The sequence below is a fragment of the Streptomyces sp. NPDC026522 genome (assembly GCF_055567555.1).
The window spans coordinates 292909-319839 of sequence record NZ_JBVHQF010000008.1 but is presented as its reverse complement, the minus strand read 5'-3'; the positions used below and the strand labels follow the sequence as shown (position 1 = coordinate 319839).

Below are 26931 nucleotides of genomic sequence, written 5' to 3'. Positions count from 1 at the left end.
GGACCTGCCCGGCGCCGCTGCGGGACCGCCCCCGCGTGGTGATGGGCCACGGCGGCGGCGGCGCGCTCTCCGCCGAGCTGGTCCAGCACCTCTTCGCGCCCGCCTACGGGGGCGAGGCGCTGGCCCAGCTCGGCGACTCCGCCGCGCTCTCGCTGGGCGGGGTCCGGCTCGCCTTCTCCACCGACTCCTACGTGGTGCGGCCGCTGTTCTTCCCCGGCGGCAGCATCGGCGACCTCGCCGTCAACGGCACGGTCAACGACCTCGCGATGAGCGGGGCCCGGGCCGCCTACCTGTCCTGCGGCTTCATCCTCGAAGAGGGCGTCGAGATGTCGGTGGTGGCCCAGGTGGCCCGGGCCCTCGGCGCCGCGGCGCGCGCGGCGGGAGTGGAGGTGGCCACCGGCGACACGAAGGTGGTCGAAGCCGGCCACGGCGACGGCGTCTACATCAACACGTCCGGGATCGGGCTCATCCCGGACGGGGTCGACCTGCGCCCGCAGCGCGTGGTCCCCGGGGACGTCGTGATCGTCAGCGGTGAGATCGGACTGCACGGCGTGGCCATCATGAGCGTGCGCGAGGGCCTGGAGTTCGGCGTGGACGTCACGAGCGACTGCGCCGCCCTCGGCGGCCTGGTGGAGGCCATGCTCGCGGTCACCCCCGACCTCCACGTCCTGCGCGACCCCACCCGTGGCGGTCTGGCGGCCGCCCTGAACGAGATCGCCGCCGCCTCGGGAGCGGGTGTCGTCATCCGTGAGGGCGCGGTCCCGGTCCCGGACCCGGTCGCCAACGCGTGCGCCATCCTCGGCCTGGACCCGCTGTACGTGGCCAACGAGGGCAAGCTCGTCGCGTTCGTACCCCGGGAACACGCCGACGCCGTGCTGGAGGCGATGCGCGCCCACCCGCTGGGCCGCCGCGCGGCGGTGATCGGTGAGGCGGTGGAGGCCCACCCGGGCCTGGTCGTCGCCCGTACCGGCCTCGGCGGCACCCGGGTGGTGGACCTGCCGATCGGCGAGCAGCTGCCGCGCATCTGCTGAGCCGGCCCGAGCCGGCGAGCGGCCCCCGCGCGGCGGGGGCCGCTCGCCGTCCTCCGGGCGCGGGTCAGCGCGCGGTCCAGCCGCCGTCGATGACCAGCGAGGTCCCGCTGATGGAGCCCGAGTGCGGGCCGCACAGCATGAGCGCGGCCGACGCCACCTCCTCCGGCTCGATGAGCCGCTTGACCGGGGAGCGGGCCAGCAGCACCTCGCTCAGTACGTCCTCGGCGCTGACCCCGTGGGCCGCGGCCTGGTCCCGGATCTGGCCCTCCACCATGGGGGTGCGGACGTACCCCGGGCTGACGCAGTTGCTGGTGACGCCGTGTGCGGCGCCCTCCAGGGCGGCGACCTTGCTCAGCCCCTCCAGGGCGTGCTTCGCGGCCACGTACGCCGACTTGTAGGCGCTGGCGCGCAGCCCGTGCACGCTGGATATGTTGACGACCCGGCCCCAGCCGGCCGCGTACATGTGCGGCAGCACGTGGCGCAGGAGCAGGAACGGCGCGGTGACCATGACCTGCTGGATGAGGGCGAAGCGGGCCGGGTCGAATTCGGTGATGGGGGCGACGTGCTGCAGCCCCGCGCTGTTGACCAGCACGTCCACCTCGCGGGGCAGTGCGCCGATGGCCGCCGCGTCCGCCAGGTCCACGGTGTGCGCCCGGCCGCCGATCGCCGCCGCGACGGTCTTCGCGGCCTCCTCGGCGATGTCCACCACGTGTACGGTCGCGCCGGCCGAGGCCAGGGCGAGGGCGCAGGCCCGTCCGATGCCGCTGCCGCCGCCGGTCACCAGGGCCACCCGCCCGCGCAGGTCGGGGGCGGGGGCGGGAAGTGTGCTCGTCATGCCTGCACACAGTAGGCGCGGCGCCCGGCGGCGCCCATGGCGTACGGCCACACAGTGGACGGGGCCGCTGTGGCGCACACCGCCATCCGTGGCGGGGGATCCGGACGCGTGTCCGAGGCTGCGCCGGTCGGGCTCATCCGTTTGCGGGAAAGCCGCTCCAGAGGTAAAGGCGGGACCCGGTCGCGGACGAAGGAAGGAGTGCGGACCCGAACCGGACCGTGTGGCGCGTTCGTCGCGTCGCTGGATGCATCTGAAGGAGACACCTCGTGTCACGTGTTCTGAAGAGTGTCGCGATGGCCCTGGCGGCCGGTGCCCTGGTCGTCGGCGGAGCCTCGGCGGCTTCGGCCGACGCCAGCGCGGAGGGTCTGGCCGTCGGTTCGCCGGGTCTGCTCTCCGGCAACGTGGTCCAGGTTCCGGTCCACATCCCGATCAACCTCTGCGGCAACTCGATCAACGTCATCGGCGCGCTGAACCCGGCGGGCGGCGCCGTCTGCGTCAACGCCTGACCTACGCAGTACGTGGCTCACGGGCCCGTCACCTGCCGCTCCGGCGGCGGGTGACGGGCCCGGCGCGTTAACGGCCGGTTGACAGGCCCGGAGCCGCACACCATGATTCCACTAGTCATTTAATGGAATCACGGAGAGGGGGAGGCGTGGGGGATATCACCGTTCCCGCTCCCGCCGGCACCCGGTCGGCGCTCGAAGCACGCGGGCTGGGGAAGAAGTTCCGCCGGGGGTGGGCGTTGCGCGACTGCTCCTTCCGCGTCCCGGCCGGCCGCATCTGCGCCCTCGTGGGCCCCAACGGGGCGGGCAAGAGCACGCTGCTGAGCCTGGCGTCCGGGCTCAGCGAACCCTCGGCCGGTGAACTGCGGATCTTCGGCGCGCCGGCCGGTGATGGAGCCGCGATGCCGCGCTGGGCCTACCTGGCGCAGGACAAGCCGCTGTTCAAGCGGTTCACGGTGGCGCAGACCCTGCGCATGGGGGAGGAGCTCAACCCGGGCTGGGACCGTGCGGTCGCCGAACGGATCGTGCGGGGCGGCCGGATCCCGATGGACGCCCGCGTCGCCGAACTGTCGGGAGGCCGGCGCACCCGGGTCGCCTTCGCGCTCGCCTTCGGCAAGCGCCCCGAGCTGCTCCTGCTGGACGAGCCGATGGCCGATCTCGACCCGGTCGCCCGCGACGAGATGGGGGCACTGCTGATGTCCGAGGCCGCCGAACACGGTACGACCGTCCTGATGTCCTCCCACCTCCTCGGCGAGCTGGAGCAGATGTGCGACTTCCTGCTCGTACTCGACGGCGGAACCGTCCGCATGGCCGGTGAGACCGACGAACTCGTGCCCATGCACACGCTGGTCACCGGGGTCACCGCTCCCGACGGCGCCCTGCCCGAGGCGCTGGCCGCCCACACCCTCATCGAAACCCGGACCGCCGGACGGCAGTTCACCGCCCTCCTGCTGCGCCAAGGCCCGCTGAACGGGGAATGGCAGCTCACCGAGCCCGGCCTGGAGGACGTACTCCTCGCCTACCTCCGTTCGCCCGGGGCCCCCGCGCTGATCGCCCCGACGGCGGCGCCCGCACAGCGAGAGGAATGCGCGGCATGAGCACGCTCACCCACCCCGAAGCCGCCCAGGCCACCCGCGACGCCCGGCGCCGCGGCCCGCGCGGACTGCTCTGGCTGCTGATGCGCCAGCACCGGATCGCGCTCCTCGCCTGCCTCGCCGTGACCGTCCTCGGCGCCGCGTGGATCGTGTACCAGCGCGCCGCGATGCTCGACACGCTGCACGGAGCCGGCTGGCCCGCGAAATCCGCCGACACCCTCGACGGCGAAGTGACCAACCGGGTCGTCAACCGCTTCAACTCCGGTGCGAGCACCCTCGGCTCCCTGCCCGCGGTACTGGGCGTGGTCCTGGGAGCCGCGCTCATCGCCTCCGACCTGGAGCACGGCACCGCGCGGCTGGTCACCACCCAGTCCGTCCCGCGGGGCCGCTGGCTCCGGGCGAAAGTCGGCTTCGCCCTCGGCGTCGCCACCGCCACGACCCTGCCGCTGAGCCTGCTCTTCGGCTGGTGGCGCGACTCCGTCGGCCCCTTCGCCGGCACCGACTGGCTGCACGACCCCGTCTTCGAGGCCACCGGCCCGGTCCTGGTCGCGACCGCCCTCTTCACCACCTCGCTGGGCCTCGCCATCGGGGCACTGACCCGTCGGGTGGTGAGCGCGATGGTCCTGACCTTCCTGGCCTCGTGGGCCGCCCTGGTCGTGGGCGACGTGTTCAAGAACGACCTGGCGACCCCGCGCCGGATCGCGTTCCCGCTCGGCGCCGACCAGCCGGCCGTTCTGGACCACGCCGTGCAGGTCGACCAGTGGGTGGGCACCGCGTCCGGAAAGCTGTACGGATGGGGCACCTGCGTCTCCGACGCGTCCCCCGAGGCCTGCCGGGCCCGGCTCGGCATCGTCAACTCGGTCTGGGACTACTTCGGCGCCGACCAGCGGGCCGGCTTGCAGTGGACGGCCGCCGGGGTGCTGGTGGCGCTGAGCGCGGCCCTGATCGCGCTGTTCCTCCGGCGCCTCCGCCGGGCCCCGTTCACGTCATAGAGTTACAGGTCACCGCACGGCATGAAGGAGGCGGGCACCATGGTCGTATTCCACATCGAACGGCGCGGCGGGCTGCCCGCCTACCTGCAGATCGTCCAGCAGGTGGAACGGGCCCTGCGGATGGGCGCCCTGACGGAGGGGGACAAGCTGCCCACGGCCGCGCAGGTCGCGGCGGCCACCAGGGTCAACCCCAACACCACCCTCAAGGCCTACCGCGAGCTGGAACGGGCCGGGCTCGTCGAAGTCCGCCAGGGCGCCGGTACGTTCGTCACGCACGTCCCCCAGCCGTCCGGGGCGCCGGGGCAGGGCGAGCCCGGGCTGCGCGGCGGGCTCGCCGGCTGGATGCGCGAAGCACGCGAGGCGGGCCTCGACGCACCGGGCGTGACCGCCCTGTTCGACACCGTACTCGCCGAGGTGTTCCCGGGAGGCTCCCCCGCCCTGCGCGCCGCGGAGCCGCTCAGGTGAGAGGGGCACCGGCCGCCCGGGGCGCGTGCCCACCGCGCCCGCCCTACTGACCGCCGTCCTGCTCCCCTGGCGCCCGCCCTGCACGACTCCGCGGGCCGGCGCCGCCGTCGCCGCCCGGATCGGCATCCGAGGAACCGGTTCCGCGCCGCCAACGCGGCCGCGCGCGTTTTGGTTTGGCGGACCATCCTCAATACGATCCGGCGATGATCACAAGAAAATGGGTGGCGGCCGGGGCCTGCGGCCTGCTGGCCACACTGGCCGTCGGGCTCCTCCCGGCGACCGCCTCCGCCGGTGAACCCGTATCCAAGGAACCCCCCAAGGTCGAACTGGTCCTGGACGTCAGCGGCTCCATGCGGGCCACCGACATCGACGGCCAGTCCCGGATGTCGGCGGCGAAGCAGGCCTTCAACGAGGTGCTCGACGCCGTGCCCGACGAAGTGCGCCTCGGCATAAGGACCCTGGGCGCCACCTACCCCGGCGAAGACCGCAACGTCGGCTGCAAGGACACCAAGGCGCTCTACCCCGTCGGTCCGCTCAACCGGACCGAGGCGAAGACCGCGGTGGCCACCCTCGCCCCCACCGGCTGGACCCCGATCGGGCCGGCCCTGCTGGGCGCCGCCGAGGACCTCAAGGGCGGTGACGCCACCCGGCGGATCGTGCTCATCACCGACGGCGAGGACACCTGCGCCCCGCTCGACCCGTGCGAAGTGGCCCGGGACATCGCCGCCCAGGGCATCCACCTGACCATCGACACGCTCGGCCTCGTCCCCGACGCCAAGACGCGCGACCAGCTCGTCTGCATCGCCGAGGCCACCGGCGGCACCTACACCTCCGTCCAGCACAAGGACGAACTCTCCGGCCGGGTCCGGCAACTCGTCGACCGGGCGGCGGCTCCCGTCGCCACCCCGGTCGCCGCCCAGGGTGCCAAGGAGTGCCGCGACGCCCCGAAGCTGGGCGCGGGACTCTACAGCGACCGCGAGACCTTCGGCGAGCACCGCTGGTACCGGGTCGACGTCAAGCCCGGCCAGGAACTGCGCGCGTCGGTGAGCCTCGGCGCGGACCGCGCCGTCAACAACGACTACGGCGTGATGCTGCGCGCCTCGACCGTGTACGGGCGGGAGATCGTCCGCGGTTCCGAGGCGGGCGACGGACGTACCGACCTGATCTCGACGGGCCTGCGCTACCCGAAGGCCGTCCTGGACGACGAGGACGGCAACGCCGAAACGGCGCCCGAGACCGTCTGCCTCCAGGTCAGCAACTCCTTCTCGGCACCCGCGTCGGTGAAGACGACCCCGGGCATGCCGCTGGAGCTGACCATCGACCTGGTGGACGGCCCGGACCACGCGTCGGACGCGGCGGCCTTCGGCCTCGGCCGCGGCTGGTGGCTGCTCGGTGTGCTGGTCCTGGCCGGCCTCGTCGCCGGTCTGGTCTGGGGCTGGATCTCCCGCTGGCGTATCTCGGTCTGGAGGACCAACTGATGCGTACCGTACGCGTACTGACCGCCGCCCTGCTGACCGGCGCCGGTCTGCTCGGTCCGGCGGTCACCGCCCTGGCCGCCACCCCCTCGGCCGCCACCCCCTCGCCGAAGCCGAGCGGGACGGCGGCCGGACCGACCGAGGCCGGTACCGCCTTCCGCACCGCCACCCCGGTCCAGCTCGGCCAGGAGGCGACCGCCGACGCCTCCACGGGTGACTACCTCTACTGGTCCTTCCCGCTCGACGTCGGCCAGCGCACCACGGTGCGGGCCACGGTGGCGCTGCCGCCGGCCGCCTCCCGGCACGCCGCCTCGACCTGGCGGATCGACGTCTACGACGGACTGCGCCGCCGCCAGCCCTGCATGTACGGGGTACAGGCGGCGCCGGCGCCCAAGGAGAGCGCCACGCTGGAACTCTCCTGCACCCTGCGCCCCGTCCGCAGCGGCGCCGACACGTGGTCCGACGACCCGCTGCCGGGCACGTACTACCTGCGCCTGACGGTCGTTGACCTGGCCCAGGAGGACCTCGGCCAGCCCGTACGGGCGCAGGTCCGGGCCGACGCGAAGGACCTGGGCGGGGCCTACGCGGTGGACGGCGCCGTCGCCGCGCCGCTGGTCCCCGGCAGCACCGCGGTGCGCCCGACCGCGCCGGGGACGCAACCGGAGGACGGCTGGTCCGGCGGCTGGTGGTCCGACCGGTGGATCTGGACCGCGGCCGGGGGACTGCTCGGCGGTCTCGCCGGCATCGCCGGATACCGCCTCACCCGCGGCTCGGGCCGCCCCGCGCCCCGCGGCTGACGGGAGGGGCGGCTGACGGGAGGGGCGGTCACGGCACGGCGCCGTGGCCGCCCCTCCTTCCGCGCACGCGGCGCGGTCCGGTGCGGGGTGTACTGGAGGTGTACCGGTACCCGCCGTCTGCGAGGAGGGCCCGCTGATGACCACCGTAGAGACCGCCCGTGCCGCCGTCCATCGCATCCTGGGCGAGGAGGCGCACGCCGACGTGACCGCCTTCCCGGCCGGGAACCTGGCCATCACGGTGACGTGCGGCGAGCACACGGCCACCATCGACGGCGACGACTCCTCGGGGTGGGGCTGGACCGTCGACCCCGGAACGGACGACGGGTTCACCGGCCACGAGCTGATCGCCCCGACCCTCGACGAGGCACTCGGCGGGGTGCGCGGGACCATCGGCGCCTGAGCCGCCCGGACGGGGCGTTCGGCCCGCGCGACACCTCGCGGCCGGTCATCGGCTGACATGCGGACGCGCTCCTTCCGGTCGGTGCGCACCGATCATGCGCGAGCGCGGCGGACGGCGGACCTGCCGCTGTGGCGGAAACCGGTGCCGGGGTGCGCCGCCATGGACAGTGACATGAGTTGGACGCCGGGGGATGAGCGGCGGCTTCGGACCCCGCATTTGATGATCATTCGCGGAGCGCGGATCACGCCTTCGTATCCAAGGGGTATGGGCGATCACACCGAAGGAACGTCTGTTAGTGTGCCCGCTCCTGGATGTTCATCCACCAATCCGTCTCCCCTCGGACACTCATCCTTCGAGGGCGTTGCGAGGTGTCTTGTACGTGTACAGCACTCCGTTCTCCCCCGCAGAAGCCCGCTCCGCACGCGAACGCGTGGGCCTGACGACCGCCCAGGTGGCCCAGTCGATGGCGGCCTGCGGTACCCCCGTCCACCCCGAACTGGTCGCCGCCTGGGAGCTGGGCTCCTACGCGCCGACCGACCAGCAGCTCTTCGCGCTCGCCAACGCCCTGTGGTGCGACACCACGACGCTGATGGGGGTCGCGCCGCGCACCCTCGCCGAGTTCCGCCTCGCCCGCCAGCTCACGGTGGAACGGCTGGCCTACCGGATAGGCATGGACCCCGAGGAGTACCGGGCGGCGGAAGCCGGCCGGCACTGGAACGGGGACACCTGGCAGACCCGGGCGCTGGTGGAAGCGCTGGGCCTGTCACTGCGCGCGCTCACCGGGATCATGGGCCGCATCGACGAACTGGCCGGCCTCCTGCGCACGGCGGTCGAGGGGCGGTGGAAGGCCTGCGTGGGGCCGGTCGCCGAGATCGTCGTGGTCGACGCGACGAGCGTGGGGGACGCGCTGCGCACCATGCACGCGGAGTTCGCGGACTTCGCCGAGCGGTACATGGGGCACCTCGTGGCCCGCAACGACGACGCCCGGCTCAAGGAGATCGCCGCCGAGCGGTCGGCGTACCTGCGCCGACTCGTGGACCACTTCTGGGAGTTGATCGGCGAGGCGGGCGACGCGTCGCCCTTCCCGCTCGGCGACCGCTGAGCCACTGCCGCCGCCCCGCAGCCGCCCCGCGGGCGGACGCGCGGGCGCGGGACGGACCCGAAGGTCCGCCCCGGCCCGGCGCCTTCGGCCGTACGGGCTCAGCCGGCGCCCGCCGCGTAGTGCGGCTCGACGACGCCGTCGTCCTCGATGTCGTCCCAGTCGATCTCCATCGTGGAGCGGCTGGTGAAGACGTTGAACAGCAGGTTCAGGGCGATCGCCGTCAGCGCGCCCAGCGTGATGCCGCTGTCGAGCACGGCCCGGACGTCGTCCGGCATCCGCTCGAAGAACGGCGCCACCGTCGTGGGCAACAGCGCCGCGCCCAGACTGACCGCCAGGATCAGGGCGTTGCGCTCCTCGCGCAGGTCGACCTTGCCCAGGATCTGGATGCCGACCGCCGCCACCATCCCGAACATGGAGAGCGCGGCCCCGCCGAGCACCGGATTCGGGATCGAGGCGACCAGGCTGCCCGCCTTGGGCAGCAGCCCCAGCAGGACCATGAACACCCCGGCCGCGACGACCACGTACCGGCTCATCACCTTGGACATGCGCACCAGGCCGATGTTCTCCGCGAAGGCCACGTACGGGAACGAGTTCAGGATCCCGCCGAGCACCGTCGCGGCGCCGTCGGCCCGCAGCGCCCGGGCGACCGTGTCGGTGTCGACCCGCCTGCGGGTGATCTCGCCGATGGCGTACACGTCGCCGGTGGTCTCCACCATGGTGATCAGCATGACGACGAGCATGGCGATCATCGGCAGCGGTTCGAACCGGGGCATGCCGTAGTGGAACGGGGTGGTGACCCCGAACCAGTCGGTGTCGCCCACGGCCGAGAAGTCGGCGTCCCCGAGCAGCCAGGCGACGGCGGTGCCGCCGACCAGGCCGAGCAGCACGGCGACGCTGCTGAGGAACGGCTTGCCGACGCGGGCCATGGCCAGGATGAAGAGGAGGGTGCCCAGGGCGTACGCGAGGTTCTTCGGCTCCCCGTAGGCGGGGGTGCCGATCAGCCGCGCTCCGCCGGCCGCGTCCTGGAGGGCCACCGGGATGAGGGTGATGCCGATGATCGTGAGGATCGTACCGATGACGACGGGCGGGAAGTACGGGACCAGCTTGCTGAACACGGGCGCGAACAGGAAGGTCGCGATGCCCGCGGTGATCACCGCGCCGTACACGACGAGCAGTCCGGCGGTGCCGCCGCCCGCCCCGAGGCCGATGGCGATCATGGGGGAGACCGCGGTGAAGGTGACGCCTTGGACCAGCGGCAGCCGGGCCCCTATCTTCCAGACGCCGAGCGCCTGGATGATCGAGGCTATCCCGCAGGTCAGCAGGTCCGCGTTGATGAGGTGGACGAGTTCGGGGCGGGTGAGCCCGAGGGCGCTGCCGAGGAGGACGGGAACGATGACGGCCGCCGCGTAGAACGCGAGGACGTGCTGGAAGCCGTACAGGGCGAGTTGGGGGAACGGCAGCAACTCGTCGACGGGATGCGTCTGCTGGTGCCGGGAGGACTGTCGGGTGACTCGTGCCATCTCTGCCTTGCCTTCGCGAGGTAGGTGAATGAGAAGACCGCCGCCCTCCAGCGCCGGGGGTGACGGGGCGAGGGCAGGTCGGCTCGTACTGAGCCGACGCCGGGCGGTGTTGCCGACAGCGCGTCGCTCTGCACTGGGATGTGGGCCCTGGATTGGCAGGACGCCCTTCGATCAGCGCGCAAAGGCGCGCTTCTCCTTGGGATCCGAAGGAGTCTTTGACCGAGGGCGCTCACCATAGCCACATGTGGGCTTTCCTCGCGAGTAACCTGCGGCCCCCTGCCGGGGCCGTGGCCGGGAGCGCGATCCCGAGGCGGCCCGGCGGGGTCAGGCGCGCGGGTCCGGGGTGGCCTCGATGTGGTCGGCCACGGCGACGAGCAACACCCGCGTGCCCGGTTCCAGCGCACGCCAGCGGTGCCGGATCCCGCCCGTGAGGTAGAGGGTGTCACCCCGGCCCAGCCGGTGCGTGCGCCCGTCGGCCTCGACCTCCACCGTGCCGTCGGCCACGTACATCAGCTCGTCGTTGCGGTGCTCGAACGCCCGGTCCGCGTCGTGGTCCCCGGTGAACTCCAGGGCGTGCATCTGGTGGTGACCGCGCACCAGCGGACGGACCCGGGCCGCCGGATCCAGTGCGCCGTCGGCGCCGGCGCGCACGATGTCCACCCGGCGCGGGGCCTCGGCCGCGGCCATCAGCTGGACCGCGGTGGTCTCCAGGGCGTCCGCGATGAGCTGGAGCGAGCGCATGCTCGGCCGGGCCCGGTCGTTCTCGACCTGGCTGAGGAACGGGGAAGAGAGGCCGGTCGAGGCGGCCACTTCGGCCAGGGTCAGGTCCAGGCTCCTGCGCCGCCGGCGGATGCCCGCCCCGATCCGTGGGGCGGGCGCTTCGTCTGTCACGTGGCTCCTCGGTTCCGGTCCGCTCTGCGGATCATCTTCTCGCAGTCCGCGGGCGGCTTCGCACGGCCGTCACAGTGCCGCAACACTGCGCCGCTACCTTCTAACCCAGTTGGTGTCATCAAAGAAAGTTTCACAGGAGGATCCGGATGTCCGCAGTCGACCAGAACTCCCGCCGCCGCCGGGGCACCGGCCTGATCGCCCTCGACCCCGAGGTCAGCGAGGGCGGCTACACCCTCTTCGCCCCGCTCACCGGCGCGGGCGAGGTCTACCTGATCGACCCGCACGGCACGGTGGTGCACCAGTGGAAGCTCCCCTACCGCCCCGGCCGGCACGCCCGGATCCTGGCCAACGGGAACCTCGCCTACAGCGGCGTGCTCCCCGGCGAACCGGCCCTGTTCCCGATGTGGCACAAGTACCGGGGAGGCGTGATGCTCGAAGCCGCCCCCGACGGCACGGTCCTGCGCGAGCACCGCGACCCGCTCCAGCACCACGACGCACACCATTTCGGCGACGGCCGCCTCCTGTACACCGCGCTCGAACCGCTGCGCGGCGCCGACGCCGAGGCCGTGCGCGGCGGCGTGCCCGGCTCCGAGACGGACGCCACCGTATGGGCCGACACCATCCGCGAGGTCGCCGCGGACGGTTCCGTGACCTGGCAGTGGAGCGCCGCCGAACACCTCGACCGCGAGGAGTACGCGCTCCACCCCGCGTACTCGCGCGAGCACTGGCCCCTCGTCAACAGCGTGCTGCCGCTGGCCGACGGCAACATCCTGGCCAGCCTGCGCAGCGTGTCCGCCGTCGTCGTCATCAGCCGCGAGACCGGCCGGATCCTGTGGCGCACCGAGCCCGGCGTCGTCTCCCAGCAGCACGCGCCGACCGAACTCGACAACGGGAACGTGCTCGTCTTCGACAACGGCGTCTTCCGCCCCGGCCACGACGTGCCGTACTCGCGCGTCATCGAGATCGAGCGGTCGTCGGGCAAGGTCGTCTGGGAGTACCACGACCCGGCGCGCGAGGCGTTCTTCGCCCCGTTCATGGGCAGCGCCCAACGCCTTCCGGGCGGCAACACGCTCGTCACGGACTCACCCTCCGGCAGGCTCTTCGAGGTGACCCCCGACGGGTACCTGTGCTGGGAGTACGTGGTCCCGTACTTCGGCGGCTACCGCGAATCCGAGGTGCGCGGCCTGTTCCCCTCCGAGCCCAACGCCGTCTTCCGCGCCTACCGTTACTCCGCGCGGGAGCTGCCGTGGCTGAAGGCCGGGACCGCCTCGTGAGCGCGCCGGACACCCTCGCCGCCCGCCCGCCGGAGTCCGTGCGGCCGGTGGACGAACGGCTGCCGCTGCGCAGGCTGGTACCGCTGTCCGCGCAGCACGTCCTGGCCATGATCGCCGCGCCCGTCTCCACCGCGTTCCTCACCGGCCAGGCCCTGGCACTCGACGCCCCGCGCACCGCGTCCCTGCTCAGCGCCACCCTCCTGCTGTGCGGGGCCGGCGCGCTGCTCCAGTCCCTCGGGCCCTGGCGGATCGGGGCCCGGCTGCCGTTCGTGATGCTGCCCGGTGGGGCGGCGACCGCCCTGTTCCTCCAGATCGCCCAGGACCACGGTCCCGCGACGGCCACCGGCTCGGTCCTCCTCGCCGCGGCGTTGCTGCTGGCCGTACTCCCGTTCTACGCCAGCATCGTGCGGCTCTTCCCGCCGCTGGTCATGGGCACCACGGTGCTGCTGATCGGCATCGCGATGATCCGGGTCGCCGCGCAGCTGATCACCGGACCGCGCGGCGCCCCCGGGTACGCCGCTCCCTCGGCGGTGGTCCTGGCGGCCGCCACCATCGGCGCCACCGTGCTGCTGCTCCTGGTGCTGCGCGGCATCTGGCGGCAGACGGCGGTGCTGCTCGGCATGGGCGCGGGCGCCCTGATCGCCCTCACCACGGGGCTCGGGACCTTCACGCCGGCCGGCGGCGGCAGCCTCGGCGCCCCGGCGCTCCCGCACCTCCTCCCGTACGGGGCACCGCACTTCGACGTGCTCGCCGCCCTGCCGCTGCTCGTGTTCAGCCTCACCACCCTCGCCGAGGTCACCGGCCAGACCGTGCTGAACAGCGAGACGGTGGGCCGGGAACCCGATCCGGGCCGTGATGTGCCGCGCGTCGCCCGGGCCGATGCGCTGGTCTCGGTCTTCGGCGCCCTCTTCGGCACCTCCCTGCTCGTCACCAGCGCCGAGAACATCGGCATCGGCCGTCTGACGGGGGTGCGCAGCCGGTTCGTCACCGCGGGGGCGGGCGCGCTGCTGGTCGTGGTGGGCCTCCTCGCGCCGCTGTCCCGGCTGCTGGCGGCGATCCCGCCGGCGGTCGTCGGAGGATCCGCGCTCGTGATCTACGGGATCATCGTGGTCATGGGTGTCACCATGCTGGGGCGGGCGCTGCCGGAACCCGGTCCGGCCCCGGGCGGGACCTCGTACGCGACCGTCGCGGCCCTGGCCCTGACGGCCGGTCTGCTGCCGCTGCTCGCGCCCGACCTGTACCAGGGGTTCCCCGGCTGGGCCCGGACGGTCCTCGGCAGCGGGGTGGTGGCGGGCACGCTCGCCGCGGTGCTGCTCCACGCCCTCTTCCGCCGCCTCGCCCCGCCGCGGAGGGCCGGTCCGGCGGGTGTGAACTGACCTCCAAGCCGGGCACAAAGGGGCGCGGCGCAGGCCTTCCGCCGATACTGAGGAGCGTGAGGCGTACCCGAACGGCGTTGCTCTGCGTTGCCGGAATCGTCGCCGCGATCCTGCCCGCCGGCATTCCCCACCCGGCCGCCGCCAGCGCGCCACGGTCCTGTGTCTCCTCCCCGGAGAGCCAGGGCGGTCAAGCGGCCCGGGTCAGGGACGTCGTCCGGCAGGCGGCCCAGGACCTGCACCTGAACTCGGTGATCTTCAAGGTGGTCTCGGGCGACCGGGACGTGGTCACCGGCGCCGTGGGGGAGTCCATGACGGGCGTTCCCGCCGACCCCGCCATGCACTTCCGCTCCGGTTCCGTCGCCATCGCGTACATGGCCACCGTCCTGCTCCAGCTCGTCGACGAGGGCGAGGTGAGCCTGGACGACCCGGTCTCGCGCTGGCTGCCCGCGCTGCCGCACGCCTCCGAGATCACCCTGCGCATGCTCGGCAGCTCCACCTCCGGCCTCCACGACTACGTCACCGACCAGAAGTTCCTCACCGAACTCGAAGCCGCCCCCTTCCGGCACTGGACCTTCTCCGACACCGTCGACATCGCCACGGCCCATCCGCTCTGGTACCGGCCGGGCACCAGCTGGAGCTACTCGCACGCCAACTTCCAGATCCTGGGAGCCGCCCTGGAGAAGATCACCGGCACCCGTCTGGACCGGCTGCTGGGCGAACGGATCCTGACCCCGCTCGACCTGCACGGGACGCACAACGGCTTCACTCCCGACATCCCGGCCCCCGCGCTGCACGCCTTCACCTCCGAACGCGGCGTCTACGAGGAGTCCAGCTACTGGAACCCGTCCTGGACGACCGCCGCCGGCGCGGTCCTCACCAGCGACATCTGTGACGTCGCGCGCTCCGCCCGGGCCATCGGCAGCGGCGAACTCCTCTCGGCCCAGGGGCTCAGGACACTGCTCGACCCCGGCACGGTCGGCCTCGGCGGCAAGAGCGACACCTGCCCCGCCGACGTCTGCCTGAAGAACACCGCTGCGCAGCACTTCGGCTTCGGCGTCCTCGTCGTCCACGACTGGATCCTCCAGAACCCGTCGTTCAGCGGCTACGCGGCCGTGCAGGCCTACCTCCCGGCGCAGCGGCTCTCCATCGCCGTCAGCACCACGCAGGGCCCCCGGGCCACCGAGGAGAACCCGGGCCAGACGGTGGCCGCCCGCATCGCCGAGGTGCTCGCCCCGGACCACCCGCTGACCACCCGCTGAACCCGCCGCCCCCATCGGGCGTACTCCCCGGGGAGTACGCCCGGTCGCCCCGTCCGGCGGACGACGGGGACCGGGCCGCCCGTCTAGCGTGGCCGCATGGAGGAGTGGCGGCGGCGCGGCGCGGCGCGGTGGGCGGAGCGGGCGAAGCGGCCCGGACCCGGCGGACTGCCGTGGCGGTCGGCGCTGCTGGTGGCCGTGGTCGCGGAGGTCGCGAGCGGCTGGGCTGCGCATTTCCAGCCCGGCAGCGAGCCGCTCGGCGCGACCGGCCGGCTCCTGCTGCTACTGGGTCCCGTGCTGCTGGTCTGGCGCCACCGCCACCCCGTGCCCGTGCTGGCGGGCGTCTGCGCGGTCACCCTCGGGTACCTGGCGGGCGGCTACCCGTACGGCCCGGTCTTCATCAGCGTGGCTATGGCCTGCCTGGCCGCCGTCCTCGCCGGCCACCGGTACGCGGCCTGGACCGCCGCCGCCGTGCTGTGGACGGGCCACCTGCTCATCGGGCACTGGCTGTACCGGTGGCTGCCGCCGCCCGGCGACGGACCCGTGGGCTGGGGGACCGAGGCGGGCGTCACCGCCTGGGTGATCGCGGTGCTCGCCGCCTGCGAGCTGATCCGGGTACGCCGCGAGCAGTGGGCCCGCGACCGCGCCGAGCGGGCGGCCGCCGAGCGCCGCCGGGCCGGTGAGGAGCGGCTGCGCATCGCCCGCGAACTGCACGACGTCCTGGCCCACAGCCTCTCCGTCATCCACGTCCAGGCGGGCGTGGGCCTGGCCCTGCTCGACTCCGACCGCGAGCAGGCCCGTACGGCGCTGACCGCCATCAAAGCGGCGAGCAAGGAGGCACTGGGCGAGGTCCGGCAGGTCCTGGACAGCCTGCGGGCGCCGGGCGAGGCCCCCCGCGCCCCCGCCCCCGGGCTCGGCCGGCTCCCCGAACTCGTCGCCCAGGCGGCCTCGGCCGGGCTCGCGGTCACCGTCGAGGGGGAGTCGGGCGCCCTTCCCCCGGCCACCGACCTCGCCGCCTTCCGCATCGTGCAGGAGGCCCTGACCAACGTGGTCCGCCACTCCGCCTCCCGGGCGGCCCGGGTCCGCATCAGCCGCCGGCCCGGCCTGCTGGAACTCGGCGTGGACGACGACGGCCCCGCCACCGGTGGGGAGGCGGGCGGCAGCGGCAACGGACTGACCGGCATGCGCGAGCGGGCCGCGGTCCAGGGCGGCACGCTGGAAGCCGGGCGGCGCCCCGACGGCGGGTTCCGGGTACGGGCCCGGCTGCCGCTGACCGGGCCGGTGGGCGGCGTGGGCGCCGGGTCCGGGGAGGACGGATGATCCGAGTCCTGCTCGCCGACGACCAGCAGCTGGTCCGGGCCGGCTTCCGGGCCCTGCTCGACGCCCAGCCGGACATCGAGGTCACGGGCGAGGCCGCCGACGGCGCCGAGGCGGTACGGCTGGTGCGCGCCCTGGTCCCCGACATCGCCCTGGTGGACATCCGGATGCCCGTGCTCGACGGCCTGGCCGCCACCCGTACGATCACCGCCGACCCGGCCCTGGCCGCGGTGAAGGTGGTCATGCTGACCACCTTCGACCTCGACGAGTACGTCTTCGAGGCGATCCGCTCGGGCGCCTCCGGCTTCCTCGTCAAGGACACCGAACCGGAGGAACTCCTGCGCGCGGTGCGGGCGGTCATGGCCGGTGACGCGCTGCTCTCGCCCAGGGTGACGCGCCGCCTGATCGCGGAGTTCGCGGCGCGCTCCAAGACGCCCGCGGTGGCCGCCGGGGCCGCCGGGCTGGAGCGGCTGACCGAGCGGGAGCGCGAGGTGATGACCCTGGTGGGCATGGGCCTGTCCAACGAGGAGATCGCCCGCCGCCTGGTGGTCAGCCCGCTCACCGCGAAGACGCACGTCAGTCGCACGATGGTCAAACTCGGCGCGCGCGACCGGGCCCAGCTGGTGGTGCTCGCGTACGAATCCGGTCTGGTCAGACCCGGCTGGCTCGGCTGAGCGCGTACGGCGCCGGGGGTATCCGTACGGCCGCCGGCCGTAGGACGACGCGGGCGGCCCGCCGGGGGAGTCTCGGAAGTGACGGACGCACCACTTCCGAGGAGCTGAACGAGATGGACACGCTGGCATTCGACGGGCCCGGCCCGTGGATCCTCTTCTTCCCGCTGATCTGGGCGGCGGTCGTCGTCACGGTCGTCACGGCCCTGCGCCGCACGGCGTGGCGGGGCCGGCCGTGGGCCGCGGGCCGCCCCGGCTCCGGCGGCCCCGGAGCCACCGGCGAACCCGGGCCGATCGCGGTCCTGGGGAGCCGGTTCGCCTCGGGGGAGATCGACGAGGACGAGTACTGGCGGCGGCTGTCGGTACTGGACGAACAGTTCGGCCCCGCCGCCGAAGCGGCCAGGGGCCGGCGCCGCTGACCTCAGGGCGGGGCGGTGGAGCGCAGCGCCTGGCCGGCCGACCACAGGACCGAGACCAGCGGAACCGCCACCACCGCCCCCACCACCCCCGCGGCGATCGCGCCCGCGATCACCGACAGCGCCACGATCACCGGGTGCAGGCGGACGGCCCAGCTCATGACGAGGGGGTGCAGCAGATGCCCCTCGATCTGGCCGATCACCACGATGAGTACGATCACCAGCGCGGCGATCAGCGGCCCCCGGGTGGCCAGCGCGATGACGGCGGCGACCGCGAGGGCCACGGGCGAGCCGATGAGCGGAATGAACGCCGCGACGAACTCCAGCAGGGCGAGCGGCACGGCCAGCGGAACGTTCAGGAGGAGCAGGGCGACACCGACCAGGATGGCGTTGGTCCCGGCGACCAGCACGATGCCCCGGGTGTAGCCGGTGAAGGTGCGCCACGAGGCGCGGCCGACGACGGCGACCCGGTGGCGGGCGCCGGCCGGGAGCTGGTCGCAGAACCACTGCCAGTGCCGGTCACCGGAGTGGATGAAGAAGACCGAGCAGAACAGGGCCAGCGCGGCGACGGTGAAGACCTCCACGAGCCGGCCCGCCCCGCTGATGGCGGTGTTCAGGATGTCCGAGCGGTGGCTGGAAAGGTACTCGCCGATCCTGGCCTGCACATCGCTGAGCGCGTTCGCGCTCACCCGTAGCGGCGGATGCTCCAGCCACGGCTGGATCCGGGCCAGGCCGTCCTTGAACTCCGTCACCAGCTTGTCCCATTGACCGGCGACGTTCTCCCCGACGAACGCCAGCGTCCCGAGGACCACGAGGATGCTGCCGATCAGGGCGCAGGCGACGGCGAGCGGCCGCGGGACCCACCGGGCCAGCAGATCGGCGATCGGGCGGAGCAGCGCCGTCACCACCAGGCCGAGGAAGACCGCCACGGCGACCTCGTGGAACCGGCCCAGGACGTAGAAGATGCCGTAGGCGAAGCCGGCCACGACCAGGATCCGCCAGGCGTAGCCCGCCACCGTGACCAGCTGCGGAGCCACCGCCGCCGGGCGCGCGGCCGGATGCCGGGCGCCGGCCCGGCGGGCAGCCGTACGGATGCGGGAGCGCGGGTCGCCCGGATCCCGGCGGGCCGGGCGCGCCGCGGATCGCCTGCGCATTACGCGCCGTCGTCCGGGCCCCGGTCGGCCGCGGCGGCCACGGCGGCGTTCCGGCGCGTGACGACGACGGTCGCCGCGGCCGCACTGGCGGTGAAGGCCAGCAACAGGACGGCCGGCCGGTCCAGCCGGTGCTGCGTGAAGTGGTCCAGGGAGAGCCTGCCCGGTCCCGCGAGGCCGAGCGCGGCCGCGACGAAGCCGAGGAAGGCGGGGTACTCGAATCCGCCGCCCTGGGCGAAGAACCCGGCGGGCGCGTGGACGGAGACGGCCGACGCCATCGCGCCGGCCGCCGCGGCGCCGGCCGCGGGGGTGGCCAGCCCCAGCGCGAGCAGCGCACCGCCGCCGGTTTCGCCGAGCCCGGCGGCGATGGCACTGGGACGCGCCGGGGTGAAGCCCATCTGCTCCATGGCCGTGGCGGTGCCGTCGATGCCACCCCCGCCGAACCAGCCGAAGAGCTTCTGGGTGCCGTGGGCGATGAGCACACCGCCCGTACCGAGGCGCAGGGCCAGCAGTGCGAGGTCCTTGCGATGGCAGAGCGGCATGAGGCCGGACCTTTCCCTAGACGCGGAACCGGAGGATCTGACCGCAAGCCTCACCCCGCCGCCCCGTCCGCGCGCGCCGCCGCAGCCGAATGGCCCAGCCGCTCAGTTGTTCTGGGTGGCGTCCGTGTCCGCCTGGTCCGCCGCGCTGTCGGCGGCGTCCAGCTTGTCCTGCATCTCCTTGGCCTTGGCGTCCCCGGACACCGACTGGGGCGCCTTGGGCTGGGCGGCGGCACCCGGCCCGCAGCCGGTCAGCAGCAGGGCCGCCGCGGCGGCCAGCGCGGCGAAGCCGGCGGCGGCGCGCCCGGTCACTTGGACTTCTGCGCGGAGCACCAGGTGCTGACCGCCTTGAGGTCCGCCTGCCGCTTCTGCAGCGTGGGCAGCAGGTTCTTGCGGGCGGTCAGCCGGTCGTTGAGGTACGTGTAGATCTCGGTGTGGCCCTCGGTCTTGGCGTTCGCGACGCGCTGCTCCAGCCGGGCGATCGATCCGGAGACGGTGGCGTCGCCGTTCAGCCGGGTCACCGCGGCGTTGACGCGGGCCTCGGTCTTCGGCAGTCGCTTGCAGATCGCCTTGGCGCCGTCGCCCTTCGGCGCGGACTTCGGCGAGGCGCCGGCGGTCGGGGCGCCGGCGTCGGCCTGCGCGGGAGCGGCGGCGAACAGGGCGCCCGTCAGTGCGACGGCGCCGATCGCGGCGGCGGTCCTACGGCTGTGGAGCATGGTGGTATCCCCTTCGTACGGACTGGGCCGGTTCCCCTGGCGGGTCCGGCCGTGCAGGACGGTAAGGGGCGTCTTTGTGGTTTTCTTGTGGGTCCGGGCCCGGCGGCGGGACGGCGCCCCGTACCGGTCCTCAGTCGCCGCGCGAGATCCAGTCCCGCCGGGACGGAAGCGGCGGAACGGGCGTGTCCGCGGCCGGCAGCGGCAGGCGCACCTCGAAGCGGGCCCCCGTCCCGCCGGGCGCCGCCCCGACGGTGACGGTGCCCCCGTGCAGCGCCACCTGCTGGGCGACCAGCGTCAGGCCGAGCCCCGAACCGGGGCTGCCCGGCCGGTGGTGGAAGCGCCGGAACACGGCCTCCCGCTCACCGGGCGGGACACCCGGCCCCGCGTCGTCCACGGTCAGCACCGCGTACCCGCCCTCGGCGCGCAGCCGGACCGCGACCACGGGCGGCTCGTCCGGCAGGTGCCCGTGGGTCAGGGCATTGCCCAGCAGGTTGTCGAGCAGGATCCGCAGCCCGGCCTCCCAGCCGCGCACCCGCAGTTCGGCCGGGAGCTCCGCGCTCAGCCGGGCCCCGGGACGCCGCCGGCCCGCATCGCCCACCGCCGTGTCCACCAGCTCCGCCAGGTCGAGCGGGCCGAACGCGGACGCCTCCACCAGGTCGCCCCGGGCCAGCATGCGCAGCGCCGTCAGCAGCTCCAGCAGCCGGGCGTGGTCGGTCTGGAGGTCGCGGACCACCTCGGCCCGCTCGGCGGGCGGGAGGTCGGGGTGGGCCGCGAGGACGTCCAGGTCGGTCCGCATGCTCATCAGCGGGGTGCGCAACTCGTGCGAAGCCGCGGAGGAGAACGACCGGGCGGTCTCCAGCGCCTGCGCGGTCCGCACCGCCTGCTCGTCGTAGTGGGCCAGCAACTGGCCGATGGCGGCGGACAGTTCGTCCACCTCCGTGATGTTCACCGGCGCGGTAGCGAACGCCGCGGCGCCGGCCTGTGGGTCGAGCGCCGCCGCCCGGTGGCCCAACCGCCGTACGGAGGCGGTGGCGCGCCCGGCCAGCCCGTACGCGATCAGCCCCGACACGGGAGCCGACAGCAGCGCGACCAGCAGGACCCGGCCGCGCACGGCGACGAGCTGCGGGTCCGTGGCCGAGGCGGGGGTGACCAGCCACAGCGTGCCCGGTGCCGTCCCGGCCACCGGGACGGCCAGCACCCGCCAGGCGTGCCCCTTGGACCGGATCGTGACGGGCCCGTCCGGCGTCTGCTCGGGCAGCCGGGCCGGCTCCGCGGGCTGCGGGCCGCCCTGCAGTACGACGCTCCCGTCCGCGCCCCGCACCCTGATCCCGGCGTCCAGCGCGTCACCGAGCACCTTGCGGTGCTGGTTCTGCTCCACTTTCGGGCGGCCCCTCAGGTCGGCCGCGAGCAGCGCCCTGACATCGGGGAGGACGGCGGAGGCCCGGTCCCGCAGCCGGGAGTCCTGCTGCTGGTGCAGGTCGCGGGTGACCAGCCCGAGCACCAGCAGCCCCGCCGCGAGCACCAGCAGGGGCACCACCACGGTCACCGAGAGCGCGATGCGGGTGGCGAGCTTCACGGCCGGCTCCGGCCGTCGGGCACGCGCAGGACGAAGCCGACCCCGCGCACCGTGTGGATCAGCCGCGGCCGGCCGCCTTCTTCCAGTTTCCGGCGCAGGTAGCTGACGAACGTGTCGACGGCGTCGGACCGCACCTCGAAGTCGTAGCCCCACACCCGGTCCAGCAGCCGGTCCCGGGTGAGGACGATCCCGGAGTTGCGCACGAACTGCACCAGCAGCTCGAACTCCCGCCGGGTCAGATGTACTTCGGCCGTGCCGTAACGCACCTGGCGGGTCGCCTCGTCCACCACGAGCGGACCGGCGCGCAGCACGTCCGACGGGGCCTGGGCCGGCCGGCGCCGCAGCAGGGCCCGCAGCCGCAGCACCAGTTCCTCCAGCGCGAACGGTTTGACCAGGTAGTCGTCGGCCCCCGCCTGCAACCCGGCGACCCGGTCCGCCAGCTCGTCGAGCGCCGAGAGCATCAGTACGGGCGTCTCGTCGCCCCGCTCGCGCAGGTCGCGGCAGACCTCGGTGCCGGTCAGCCCGGGCATCGACACGTCCAGCACCACGACGTCGGGGCTCCGGTCGGCGAGCAGCCGCAGCGCGCCCGGGCCGTCCTCGGCGAGGAGCACCGTGAAGCCGCTCAGCCGCAGCCCGCGCTCCAGCGAGCGGCGGATGGCGGCGTCGTCGTCCGCCACCAGGACCAGCCCCTCGGGCGCATCACCGGTCACCGTGCCCTCCTCCCGTCGGGCCCGACCCTCTCACGCCCCCGCCCGCCCCCGGTACCCGGGCCCCCGCCTGGGCCGTACCGGTCCCTCAGGGCCGGATCAGCAGCTTGCCGCGGGCATGGCCCGACTCGCTCAGCTCCTGCGCCTTCGCGGCGTCCGCCAGGGCGAACACCTCGCCGAGCCGTACCCGTAGGCGGCCCTCGGCGGCCAGGCGGGCGTGCTCGGCCAGCCCGGCGCGGATCGCCGCCGGATCCGTGCCGCCGCCGGTGAACAGGACGCCGTACTCGGCGGCGTCCGGATCGGCAATGGTGACGACGCGCTCGGTGGAGCCGCCCGCCAGCTCGATCGACAGCCGCAGTACGCCCTGCCCCGCCGCGTCGAACACCGCGTCCACCCCGAGCGGCGCTGCCGCCCGTACCCGCTCGGCGAGGCCGTCCCCGTACTCGACGGCGACGGCGCCTAGGGAGCGCAGGTAGTCGTGGTTGGGCAGGGAAGCCGTACCGATCACCGTCAGCCCGGCGGCCACCGCGAGCTGGACCGCCACCGAGCCGACCACTCCGGCGGCCCCGTGCACCAGCAGCGTCTCGCCCGCCTTCACCCGCAGCAGGTCCAGCACCCGCTGCGCGGTCTCGCCGGCCACCGGCAACGACGCGGCCCGCTCGAAGGACAGTCCGGCCGGCTTGCGGACGACGTCACCGGCGATGGCGTACTCGGCGTACGCCCCCGTCCGCGTCCACCCCAGAACCTCGTCCCCGACCGCGACATGGGTGGCGCCCTCGCCGACCGCGTCCACGACACCGGCGAACTCCAGCCCCGGGACCGCCGGGAACACGGTCGGGTAGAACTCCTCGACCCAGCCGTAACGCCGCTTGTAGTCGAGCGGGTTGACGCCGGCCGCCACCACCTTGACCCGGACCTCCCCGGGGCCCGGCTCCGGCTTCCCGATCTCCTCGTGACGCAGGACCTCCGGGCCGCCGAACTCCCCGTAGACGATCGCTTCCATGTCAGTCTCCCCGCTGTGCGGCTCGTCGGTTGATGGCTCAAGCCTCTGGCCGGACGGCGGGGAATCCGGCCCGCCGCAAGGCCAGTCCGGCCTGGCCGAAAGTCCAGTGGGTCTCAGGGAGGCGCTGACTAGGCTGACCTCATGGAGCTGATCGCGACTGCCGCGCCCCTCACCGCCCCGACGGCCCCCGTGCTCGCGGCGGGTGAGGCGACGCTCGCCGCGCTGGCCGCCGGATACGACGTCATCAGACAGCCACTGGGGGAGATCCTGCCGCGGCTCTCGGCGGTCCTCGCCGGCCTGGTGCCGCACCGGGCCGCGGCCGAACTGTCCACGCACTGCGCCCACTCGCCGTTCAAGTCCTTCGGTGACGAGGCGTACCCCGCCCGGATCAGGGCCGCGGACATGGAACCGCTGTTCCTGGCGGGCACCGCCGGACGGCCATGGCAGGGCAGGGCGACGATCGCCGGGGCCGACCGGCCGGTGATCGCGGTCATGACCGACGCGACGCAGCGGGGCGCACTCCTGGTCCTGGTACGGGACGAGGACGCGCCGCCCGCCGACGCGGCGGCGCTCGCCGTGGTCCAGGCCCTGTGGACCCTGGTGACCAGCCACTTCGACCGGCTGTCCGCGGAGGCCGCCCCCGGCGCGCTCGCCCGTTCCCGCGCCGCGGCGGACACCCGGGCCCGGGTCATCGCCGAACTGGGCGCCCGCCACAGCGCCACCCTGACCGCCCTCCTGGGGGTCCTGCGCAGCCGCAACCTCCACGACGCGGCCGCACGTTCCACCGCCACCGAACTCGCCGTGTCGGGACTGGCCGAACTGCGCGCCGAGGCCGAACGGGACCAGGCCATGGCCGAGGAACGGGTCGACGAGGCCTTCGCCCGGCTCGCGGACTCGCTGCGCCCGCTGCTGCGCCACAGCCCGGTACGACTGGAGCTGGGCGCACCGGACTCCACCCGCAGCGTGCCCGCCGACGTCGCCCACACCGCGCGCGCCATCGCCCGCGAGCTGCTGCTCGCCGTCCTGGAACAGGACCCCGTCAGCCGCGTCCACGTGGGCTGGCAGGTCACCGGGCAGGAACTTCGGGTGACCGTGAGGGACGACGGCCCGGGCGGCATGAGCTACTGCGGCCTCGGCCCCACCCGCATCGCGGACCGGCTGGAGGTCCTCGGCGGACGCCTCGACATCGACCCCGTCCCCGGCTGGGGCACCACCGTGACCGCGCTCGTCCCGCTGACCACCCCGGACGCCCCGCCGGCCGGTGCCGTCGACCCGCTGGGCACGCTGGGTGCGCGGGAACTCGAAGTCCTGACGCGGCTGGCCCGAGGACACCGCAACCGCGCCATCGCCGAGGAGCTGCACATCAGCGAATCGACGGTCAAGTTCCACGTCGCCAAGATCCTCACCAAGCTCGGCGTGGCCTCCCGCGGCCAGGCGGCGGCCCTCTTCCACGCGGCCGCGTGAGCAGACCGCCGGGGAATGCGGAACAGCGATTAGGCTGCCCTCATGAACACGCGACCTCTGGTGCGGACCTGGGAAGTCCTGCCCTCGCGGGGGCGCAGCACGGCGTGGGCGGAGCTCGCCGGAGGGCGGTTGCGCGCCCGCGGCCGGGCCGTTGGGCTGGCACCTGCGCCCTACTGGCTGGCGTACGAGCTGGAGACCGGGCCCGGCTACGTGACCCGGCGCCTGTCCGTCACCGTGGAGACGCACGAGACCACGGCCGCCCTGGACCTGCGCCGCGACGAGGACGGGCGGTGGACGGAGAACGGTGCGCCGCGCCCCGACCTCGACGGCGCCCTCGACTGCGACCTGGGCCTGTGCCCGCTCACCAACACCATGCCCGTGCTCCGGCACGGCCTCCACCAGCAGCCCGACGGCCTCGCGCGTACCTTCCTGATGGCCTGGGTCTGCGTGCCGGACCTCGCGGTGAGCGCGGACCGGCAGACGTACACACCGCTGGAGCGGAGCGCGGCCGGCTCCCTCATCCGCTACGAGTCCGGCGATTTCCGCAGTGACGTCACTTTCGACGCCGACGGCCTGGTGACCGACTACCCGCAGCTCGCCACCGCCGTGCCCGCTCCGCGGCCCTGACCGCCGTGCGATGGCCGGGCGCGGACCGGCGGGCCACCATGGAGGTGCACCCCCGTGGGGGCCACACCCCTGGAGACGCCATGGCGCACCACGCCGCAGCACCTGCGGACGTCCTGGTGGCGGGCGCCGGACCGGTCGGTCTGTCGGCCGCCGCCGAGCTGCGCCGACGCGGGACCTCCTGCCGCATCGTGGACCGGCTCCCGGCCCGGCTCCCCTACGCGAAGGCCGTCGGGATCCAGCCCCGCACCCTGGAGATCTGGGACCGGATGGGCCTCGTCCGGGCCGTCCTCGACCTCGCGGTACCGATGCGCGGGCAGCTCGTGTACGAGAACGGCGCCGAGCAGGGCCGCATCGAACTGGCGCTGCCCGCCGAGGATCCGTACGGCTTCGCCGCCCTGCCGCAGTACGAGACCGAACGCATCCTGGAGGAGCACCTGGGCCGGTTCGGGACCGCGATCGAGCGCGAGACCGAACTGGTCTCGTTCACCCAGGACGACTCCGGCGTGACCAGCCTGCTCCGCACCCCGCACGGCGAGGAGGAGGTCCGTACCCGGTTCCTCGTCGGCTGCGACGGCGCGCACAGCGTCGTGCGCCGTGGCCTCGGGCTGACCTTCGAAGGCGGCGCCCTGCCCGACGAGTACATGCTGGCCGACGTGGAGGTCGACTGGGACATGCCCTACGGGTACGGCGTGCGCAGCCAACACCGGGACGCCGCAGGAGCCGTCGACGACCTGCTGGTGTGCATCCCGCTGCCGGGCGAACACCGCTACCGCGCCTCGATGCTGGTGCCGCCCGAGCTCTCCACCGCGGCGGACCCCGGCAGCGGCGAGCCGGCACACGGTCTGGAGGCGGGCCGGCCGCCCGAGCTGGCCCACGTCCAGAAGGTGCTGGACCGGCTGTCGCCGCAGCCCGCCACCGCGTCCGCGCTGCGCTGGTCCTCCGTGTTCCGGATCAGCTACCGGCTGGTGAACCGGTACGGCGAGGGACGGGTCTTCGTCGCCGGGGACGCCGCGCACATCCACCCGCCGACCGGCGCGCAGGGCATGAACACCGGGATCCAGGACGCCTGGAACCTGGCGTGGAAGCTCGCCCTGGCCGTCGAGGGCGCCGCCGACCCGGACCTGCCCGCGAGCTACGACGCCGAACGCCGTCCGGTCGGCGAGGAGGTCGTCGGGCGCACCGCCCGGCACGCCGCCGAGGGCATCCGGGCCGACCGCGAGGACCCGGCGACCCTGCTGCGGCGCGAGGCGCAACTGCTCGTGGGCTACCCGGACAGCCCCCTCGTACAACCGGCGGAGCCCGACGCGGGGCCGGGCCCGCAGCCCGGCGACCGCGCGCCCGACTGCGGCGGGCTCGTCACGGCGATCGCCACGTACCCGTCGCGGCTGTACGACCTGCTGCGCGGCCGTGAGCACACACTGGTGGTCTACGGACCCGGGCCCGAGGTGCCGCATCTCGAACAGATCTCCGAGGTCGTACACGAACTGGCGCCGGACCGGATGAACATCTGCGCGGTGCTCGCCACCACCGAGGCGGGACGGGCGGCCCCGGTGCCCGTCTACCGGGACGCGCGGGGGGAGTTCGCCCGCAGGTACGGGGTGGCGGAGCAGCCCACGGCCTTCGTCGTACGCCCCGACGGCTACCTGGGCGCCCGTCTGGCCCCGCCGGCCGGCGCCGGCCTCGGCTCGTACCTCTCGCGCGTCTTCGCCCCGTAGACCCGGCCCGGCCCGGAA

28 protein-coding genes are annotated in these 26931 nt (G+C 74.0%); 18 read left to right on the top strand and 10 right to left on the bottom strand.

Annotated elements, in window-relative coordinates; all coding sequences use genetic code 11:
- Nucleotides 1-41: 41 nt before the first annotated feature.
- Nucleotides 42-1031, top strand: coding sequence for a hydrogenase expression/formation protein HypE (gene hypE / locus ACZ4M3_RS22570; RefSeq protein ID WP_467735484.1), 990 nt, complete (start codon nt 42-44; stop codon nt 1029-1031).
- 64 nt (nt 1032-1095) lie between these two features.
- Here hypE and ACZ4M3_RS22565 read toward each other — a convergent pair whose 3' ends face one another.
- Nucleotides 1096-1866 (bottom strand): 3-hydroxybutyrate dehydrogenase, encoded by a 771-nt coding sequence (locus tag ACZ4M3_RS22565; protein ID WP_467735276.1) that lies wholly within the window; start codon nt 1864-1866, stop codon nt 1096-1098.
- A 293-nt stretch (nt 1867-2159) separates the two neighbouring features.
- Between ACZ4M3_RS22565 and ACZ4M3_RS22560 the strand changes: the two genes are divergently transcribed.
- From ACZ4M3_RS22560 to ACZ4M3_RS22525, 8 genes are all read left to right on the top strand, one after another.
- Entirely contained in the window at nt 2160-2372 is a 213-nt protein-coding gene (locus tag ACZ4M3_RS22560; protein WP_467735482.1) for a chaplin, read from the top strand.
- A 146-nt stretch (nt 2373-2518) separates the two neighbouring features.
- On the top strand, nt 2519-3466 hold the full coding sequence (locus ACZ4M3_RS22555; protein ID WP_467735274.1) for an ABC transporter ATP-binding protein: 948 nt from the start codon (nt 2519-2521) through the stop codon (nt 3464-3466).
- Entirely contained in the window at nt 3463-4455 is a 993-nt protein-coding gene (locus ACZ4M3_RS22550) for an ABC transporter permease (RefSeq protein WP_467735272.1), read from the top strand. Before ACZ4M3_RS22555 ends, ACZ4M3_RS22550 begins: the two co-directional genes overlap by 4 nt.
- Before the next feature lie 39 nt (nt 4456-4494).
- Nucleotides 4495-4920 carry a GntR family transcriptional regulator gene (locus ACZ4M3_RS22545; protein WP_467735270.1) on the top strand — a complete coding sequence of 142 codons (426 nt, stop codon included), beginning with the start codon at nt 4495-4497 and terminating at the stop codon, nt 4918-4920.
- A 203-nt stretch (nt 4921-5123) separates the two neighbouring features.
- A complete protein-coding gene (locus tag ACZ4M3_RS22540; protein ID WP_467735268.1) occupies nt 5124-6398 on the top strand; it encodes a VWA domain-containing protein in 1275 nt (424 codons plus the stop codon).
- Nucleotides 6398-7192, top strand: a complete 795-nt coding sequence (locus tag ACZ4M3_RS22535; protein WP_467735266.1) for a hypothetical protein — start codon at nt 6398-6400, stop codon at nt 7190-7192. Before ACZ4M3_RS22540 ends, ACZ4M3_RS22535 begins: the two co-directional genes overlap by 1 nt.
- 136 nt (nt 7193-7328) lie before the next feature.
- Entirely contained in the window at nt 7329-7592 is a 264-nt protein-coding gene (locus ACZ4M3_RS22530) for a hypothetical protein (protein ID WP_467735264.1), read from the top strand.
- Between the two features lie 379 nt (nt 7593-7971).
- Nucleotides 7972-8694: an XRE family transcriptional regulator gene (locus ACZ4M3_RS22525; protein WP_467735262.1), complete on the top strand. Its 723-nt coding sequence runs from the start codon at nt 7972-7974 to the stop codon at nt 8692-8694.
- Nucleotides 8695-8792: 98 nt separating this feature from the next.
- Here ACZ4M3_RS22525 and ACZ4M3_RS22520 read toward each other — a convergent pair whose 3' ends face one another.
- Nucleotides 8793-10214, bottom strand: coding sequence for a nucleobase:cation symporter-2 family protein (locus ACZ4M3_RS22520; RefSeq protein WP_467735261.1), 1422 nt, complete (start codon nt 10212-10214; stop codon nt 8793-8795).
- A gap of 324 nt (nt 10215-10538) precedes the next feature.
- Complete coding sequence (locus ACZ4M3_RS22515; RefSeq protein WP_467735259.1) at nt 10539-11105, bottom strand: helix-turn-helix domain-containing protein; 567 nt, start codon at nt 11103-11105, stop codon at nt 10539-10541.
- 146 nt (nt 11106-11251) lie between these two features.
- Between ACZ4M3_RS22515 and ACZ4M3_RS22510 the strand changes: the two genes are divergently transcribed.
- From ACZ4M3_RS22510 to ACZ4M3_RS22485, 6 genes are all read left to right on the top strand, one after another.
- Nucleotides 11252-12379 (top strand): aryl-sulfate sulfotransferase, encoded by a 1128-nt coding sequence (locus tag ACZ4M3_RS22510; protein ID WP_467735257.1) that lies wholly within the window; start codon nt 11252-11254, stop codon nt 12377-12379.
- The gene (locus ACZ4M3_RS22505; RefSeq protein ID WP_467735255.1) at nt 12376-13755 is read left to right on the top strand and encodes a uracil-xanthine permease family protein; all 1380 of its coding nucleotides are present in this window, start codon (nt 12376-12378) and stop codon (nt 13753-13755) included. The genes ACZ4M3_RS22510 and ACZ4M3_RS22505 overlap by 4 nt, the downstream gene beginning before the upstream one ends.
- Nucleotides 13756-13811: 56 nt before the next feature.
- Entirely contained in the window at nt 13812-15014 is a 1203-nt protein-coding gene (locus ACZ4M3_RS22500; protein ID WP_467735253.1) for a serine hydrolase domain-containing protein, read from the top strand.
- A gap of 96 nt (nt 15015-15110) precedes the next feature.
- Nucleotides 15111-16331, top strand: coding sequence for a sensor histidine kinase (locus ACZ4M3_RS22495; protein ID WP_467735251.1), 1221 nt, complete (start codon nt 15111-15113; stop codon nt 16329-16331).
- Complete coding sequence (locus ACZ4M3_RS22490; protein ID WP_467735249.1) at nt 16328-17002, top strand: response regulator transcription factor; 675 nt, start codon at nt 16328-16330, stop codon at nt 17000-17002. The genes ACZ4M3_RS22495 and ACZ4M3_RS22490 overlap by 4 nt, the downstream gene beginning before the upstream one ends.
- A 113-nt stretch (nt 17003-17115) precedes the next feature.
- Nucleotides 17116-17418: an SHOCT domain-containing protein gene (locus tag ACZ4M3_RS22485; RefSeq protein WP_467735247.1), complete on the top strand. Its 303-nt coding sequence runs from the start codon at nt 17116-17118 to the stop codon at nt 17416-17418.
- A gap of 2 nt (nt 17419-17420) precedes the next feature.
- Here ACZ4M3_RS22485 and ACZ4M3_RS22480 read toward each other — a convergent pair whose 3' ends face one another.
- From ACZ4M3_RS22480 to ACZ4M3_RS22450, 7 genes are all read right to left on the bottom strand, one after another.
- Nucleotides 17421-18569, bottom strand: coding sequence for an AI-2E family transporter (locus ACZ4M3_RS22480; RefSeq protein WP_467735246.1), 1149 nt, complete (start codon nt 18567-18569; stop codon nt 17421-17423).
- Nucleotides 18569-19108 carry a DoxX family protein gene (locus ACZ4M3_RS22475; RefSeq protein ID WP_467735244.1) on the bottom strand — a complete coding sequence of 180 codons (540 nt, stop codon included), beginning with the start codon at nt 19106-19108 and terminating at the stop codon, nt 18569-18571. Before ACZ4M3_RS22475 ends, ACZ4M3_RS22480 begins: the two co-directional genes overlap by 1 nt.
- Before the next feature lie 102 nt (nt 19109-19210).
- Entirely contained in the window at nt 19211-19417 is a 207-nt protein-coding gene (locus ACZ4M3_RS22470) for a hypothetical protein (protein WP_467735242.1), read from the bottom strand.
- A complete protein-coding gene (locus ACZ4M3_RS22465) occupies nt 19414-19821 on the bottom strand; it encodes a hypothetical protein (RefSeq protein ID WP_467735240.1) in 408 nt (135 codons plus the stop codon). The genes ACZ4M3_RS22470 and ACZ4M3_RS22465 overlap by 4 nt, the downstream gene beginning before the upstream one ends.
- Nucleotides 19822-19951: 130 nt before the next feature.
- Entirely contained in the window at nt 19952-21397 is a 1446-nt protein-coding gene (locus tag ACZ4M3_RS22460; RefSeq protein ID WP_467735238.1) for a sensor histidine kinase, read from the bottom strand.
- Complete coding sequence (locus ACZ4M3_RS22455; protein WP_467735237.1) at nt 21394-22107, bottom strand: response regulator transcription factor; 714 nt, start codon at nt 22105-22107, stop codon at nt 21394-21396. Before ACZ4M3_RS22455 ends, ACZ4M3_RS22460 begins: the two co-directional genes overlap by 4 nt.
- Nucleotides 22108-22192: 85 nt before the next feature.
- On the bottom strand, nt 22193-23107 hold the full coding sequence (locus ACZ4M3_RS22450; protein ID WP_467735235.1) for an NADP-dependent oxidoreductase: 915 nt from the start codon (nt 23105-23107) through the stop codon (nt 22193-22195).
- Between the two features lie 141 nt (nt 23108-23248).
- On the opposite strand from ACZ4M3_RS22450, the gene ACZ4M3_RS22445 reads away from it, so the two are divergent.
- From ACZ4M3_RS22445 to ACZ4M3_RS22435, 3 genes are all read left to right on the top strand, one after another.
- Nucleotides 23249-24571 carry a LuxR C-terminal-related transcriptional regulator gene (locus tag ACZ4M3_RS22445; RefSeq protein WP_467735233.1) on the top strand — a complete coding sequence of 441 codons (1323 nt, stop codon included), beginning with the start codon at nt 23249-23251 and terminating at the stop codon, nt 24569-24571.
- 42 nt (nt 24572-24613) lie between these two features.
- Nucleotides 24614-25198, top strand: coding sequence for a putative glycolipid-binding domain-containing protein (locus ACZ4M3_RS22440; RefSeq protein ID WP_467735231.1), 585 nt, complete (start codon nt 24614-24616; stop codon nt 25196-25198).
- Nucleotides 25199-25278: 80 nt separating this feature from the next.
- A complete protein-coding gene (locus ACZ4M3_RS22435; RefSeq protein WP_467735229.1) occupies nt 25279-26913 on the top strand; it encodes an FAD-dependent monooxygenase in 1635 nt (544 codons plus the stop codon).
- Nucleotides 26914-26931 lie beyond the last annotated feature (18 nt).

Excerpts from the sequence above, each read along its gene's own strand:
- hypE (WP_467735484.1), top strand. The coding sequence starts at position 42 with ATGGGCCACGGCGGCGGCGGCGCGCTCTCCGCCGAGCTGGTCCAGCAC.
- ACZ4M3_RS22565 (WP_467735276.1), bottom strand. The coding sequence starts at position 1,866 with ATGACGAGCACACTTCCCGCCCCCGCCCCCGACCTGCGCGGGCGGGTG.
- ACZ4M3_RS22560 (WP_467735482.1), top strand. The coding sequence starts at position 2,160 with ATGGCCCTGGCGGCCGGTGCCCTGGTCGTCGGCGGAGCCTCGGCGGCT.
- ACZ4M3_RS22550 (WP_467735272.1), top strand. The coding sequence starts at position 3,463 with ATGAGCACGCTCACCCACCCCGAAGCCGCCCAGGCCACCCGCGACGCC.
- ACZ4M3_RS22545 (WP_467735270.1), top strand. The coding sequence starts at position 4,495 with ATGGTCGTATTCCACATCGAACGGCGCGGCGGGCTGCCCGCCTACCTG.
- ACZ4M3_RS22540 (WP_467735268.1), top strand. The coding sequence starts at position 5,124 with ATGATCACAAGAAAATGGGTGGCGGCCGGGGCCTGCGGCCTGCTGGCC.
- ACZ4M3_RS22535 (WP_467735266.1), top strand. The coding sequence starts at position 6,398 with ATGCGTACCGTACGCGTACTGACCGCCGCCCTGCTGACCGGCGCCGGT.
- ACZ4M3_RS22530 (WP_467735264.1), top strand. The coding sequence starts at position 7,329 with ATGACCACCGTAGAGACCGCCCGTGCCGCCGTCCATCGCATCCTGGGC.
- ACZ4M3_RS22520 (WP_467735261.1), bottom strand. The coding sequence starts at position 10,214 with ATGGCACGAGTCACCCGACAGTCCTCCCGGCACCAGCAGACGCATCCC.
- ACZ4M3_RS22510 (WP_467735257.1), top strand. The coding sequence starts at position 11,252 with ATGTCCGCAGTCGACCAGAACTCCCGCCGCCGCCGGGGCACCGGCCTG.
- ACZ4M3_RS22495 (WP_467735251.1), top strand. The coding sequence starts at position 15,111 with ATGGAGGAGTGGCGGCGGCGCGGCGCGGCGCGGTGGGCGGAGCGGGCG.
- ACZ4M3_RS22490 (WP_467735249.1), top strand. The coding sequence starts at position 16,328 with ATGATCCGAGTCCTGCTCGCCGACGACCAGCAGCTGGTCCGGGCCGGC.
- ACZ4M3_RS22485 (WP_467735247.1), top strand. The coding sequence starts at position 17,116 with ATGGACACGCTGGCATTCGACGGGCCCGGCCCGTGGATCCTCTTCTTC.
- ACZ4M3_RS22480 (WP_467735246.1), bottom strand. The coding sequence starts at position 18,569 with ATGCGCAGGCGATCCGCGGCGCGCCCGGCCCGCCGGGATCCGGGCGAC.
- ACZ4M3_RS22475 (WP_467735244.1), bottom strand. The coding sequence starts at position 19,108 with ATGCCGCTCTGCCATCGCAAGGACCTCGCACTGCTGGCCCTGCGCCTC.
- ACZ4M3_RS22465 (WP_467735240.1), bottom strand. The coding sequence starts at position 19,821 with ATGCTCCACAGCCGTAGGACCGCCGCCGCGATCGGCGCCGTCGCACTG.
- ACZ4M3_RS22450 (WP_467735235.1), bottom strand. The coding sequence starts at position 23,107 with ATGGAAGCGATCGTCTACGGGGAGTTCGGCGGCCCGGAGGTCCTGCGT.
- ACZ4M3_RS22445 (WP_467735233.1), top strand. The coding sequence starts at position 23,249 with ATGGAGCTGATCGCGACTGCCGCGCCCCTCACCGCCCCGACGGCCCCC.
- ACZ4M3_RS22440 (WP_467735231.1), top strand. The coding sequence starts at position 24,614 with ATGAACACGCGACCTCTGGTGCGGACCTGGGAAGTCCTGCCCTCGCGG.
- ACZ4M3_RS22435 (WP_467735229.1), top strand. The coding sequence starts at position 25,279 with ATGGCGCACCACGCCGCAGCACCTGCGGACGTCCTGGTGGCGGGCGCC.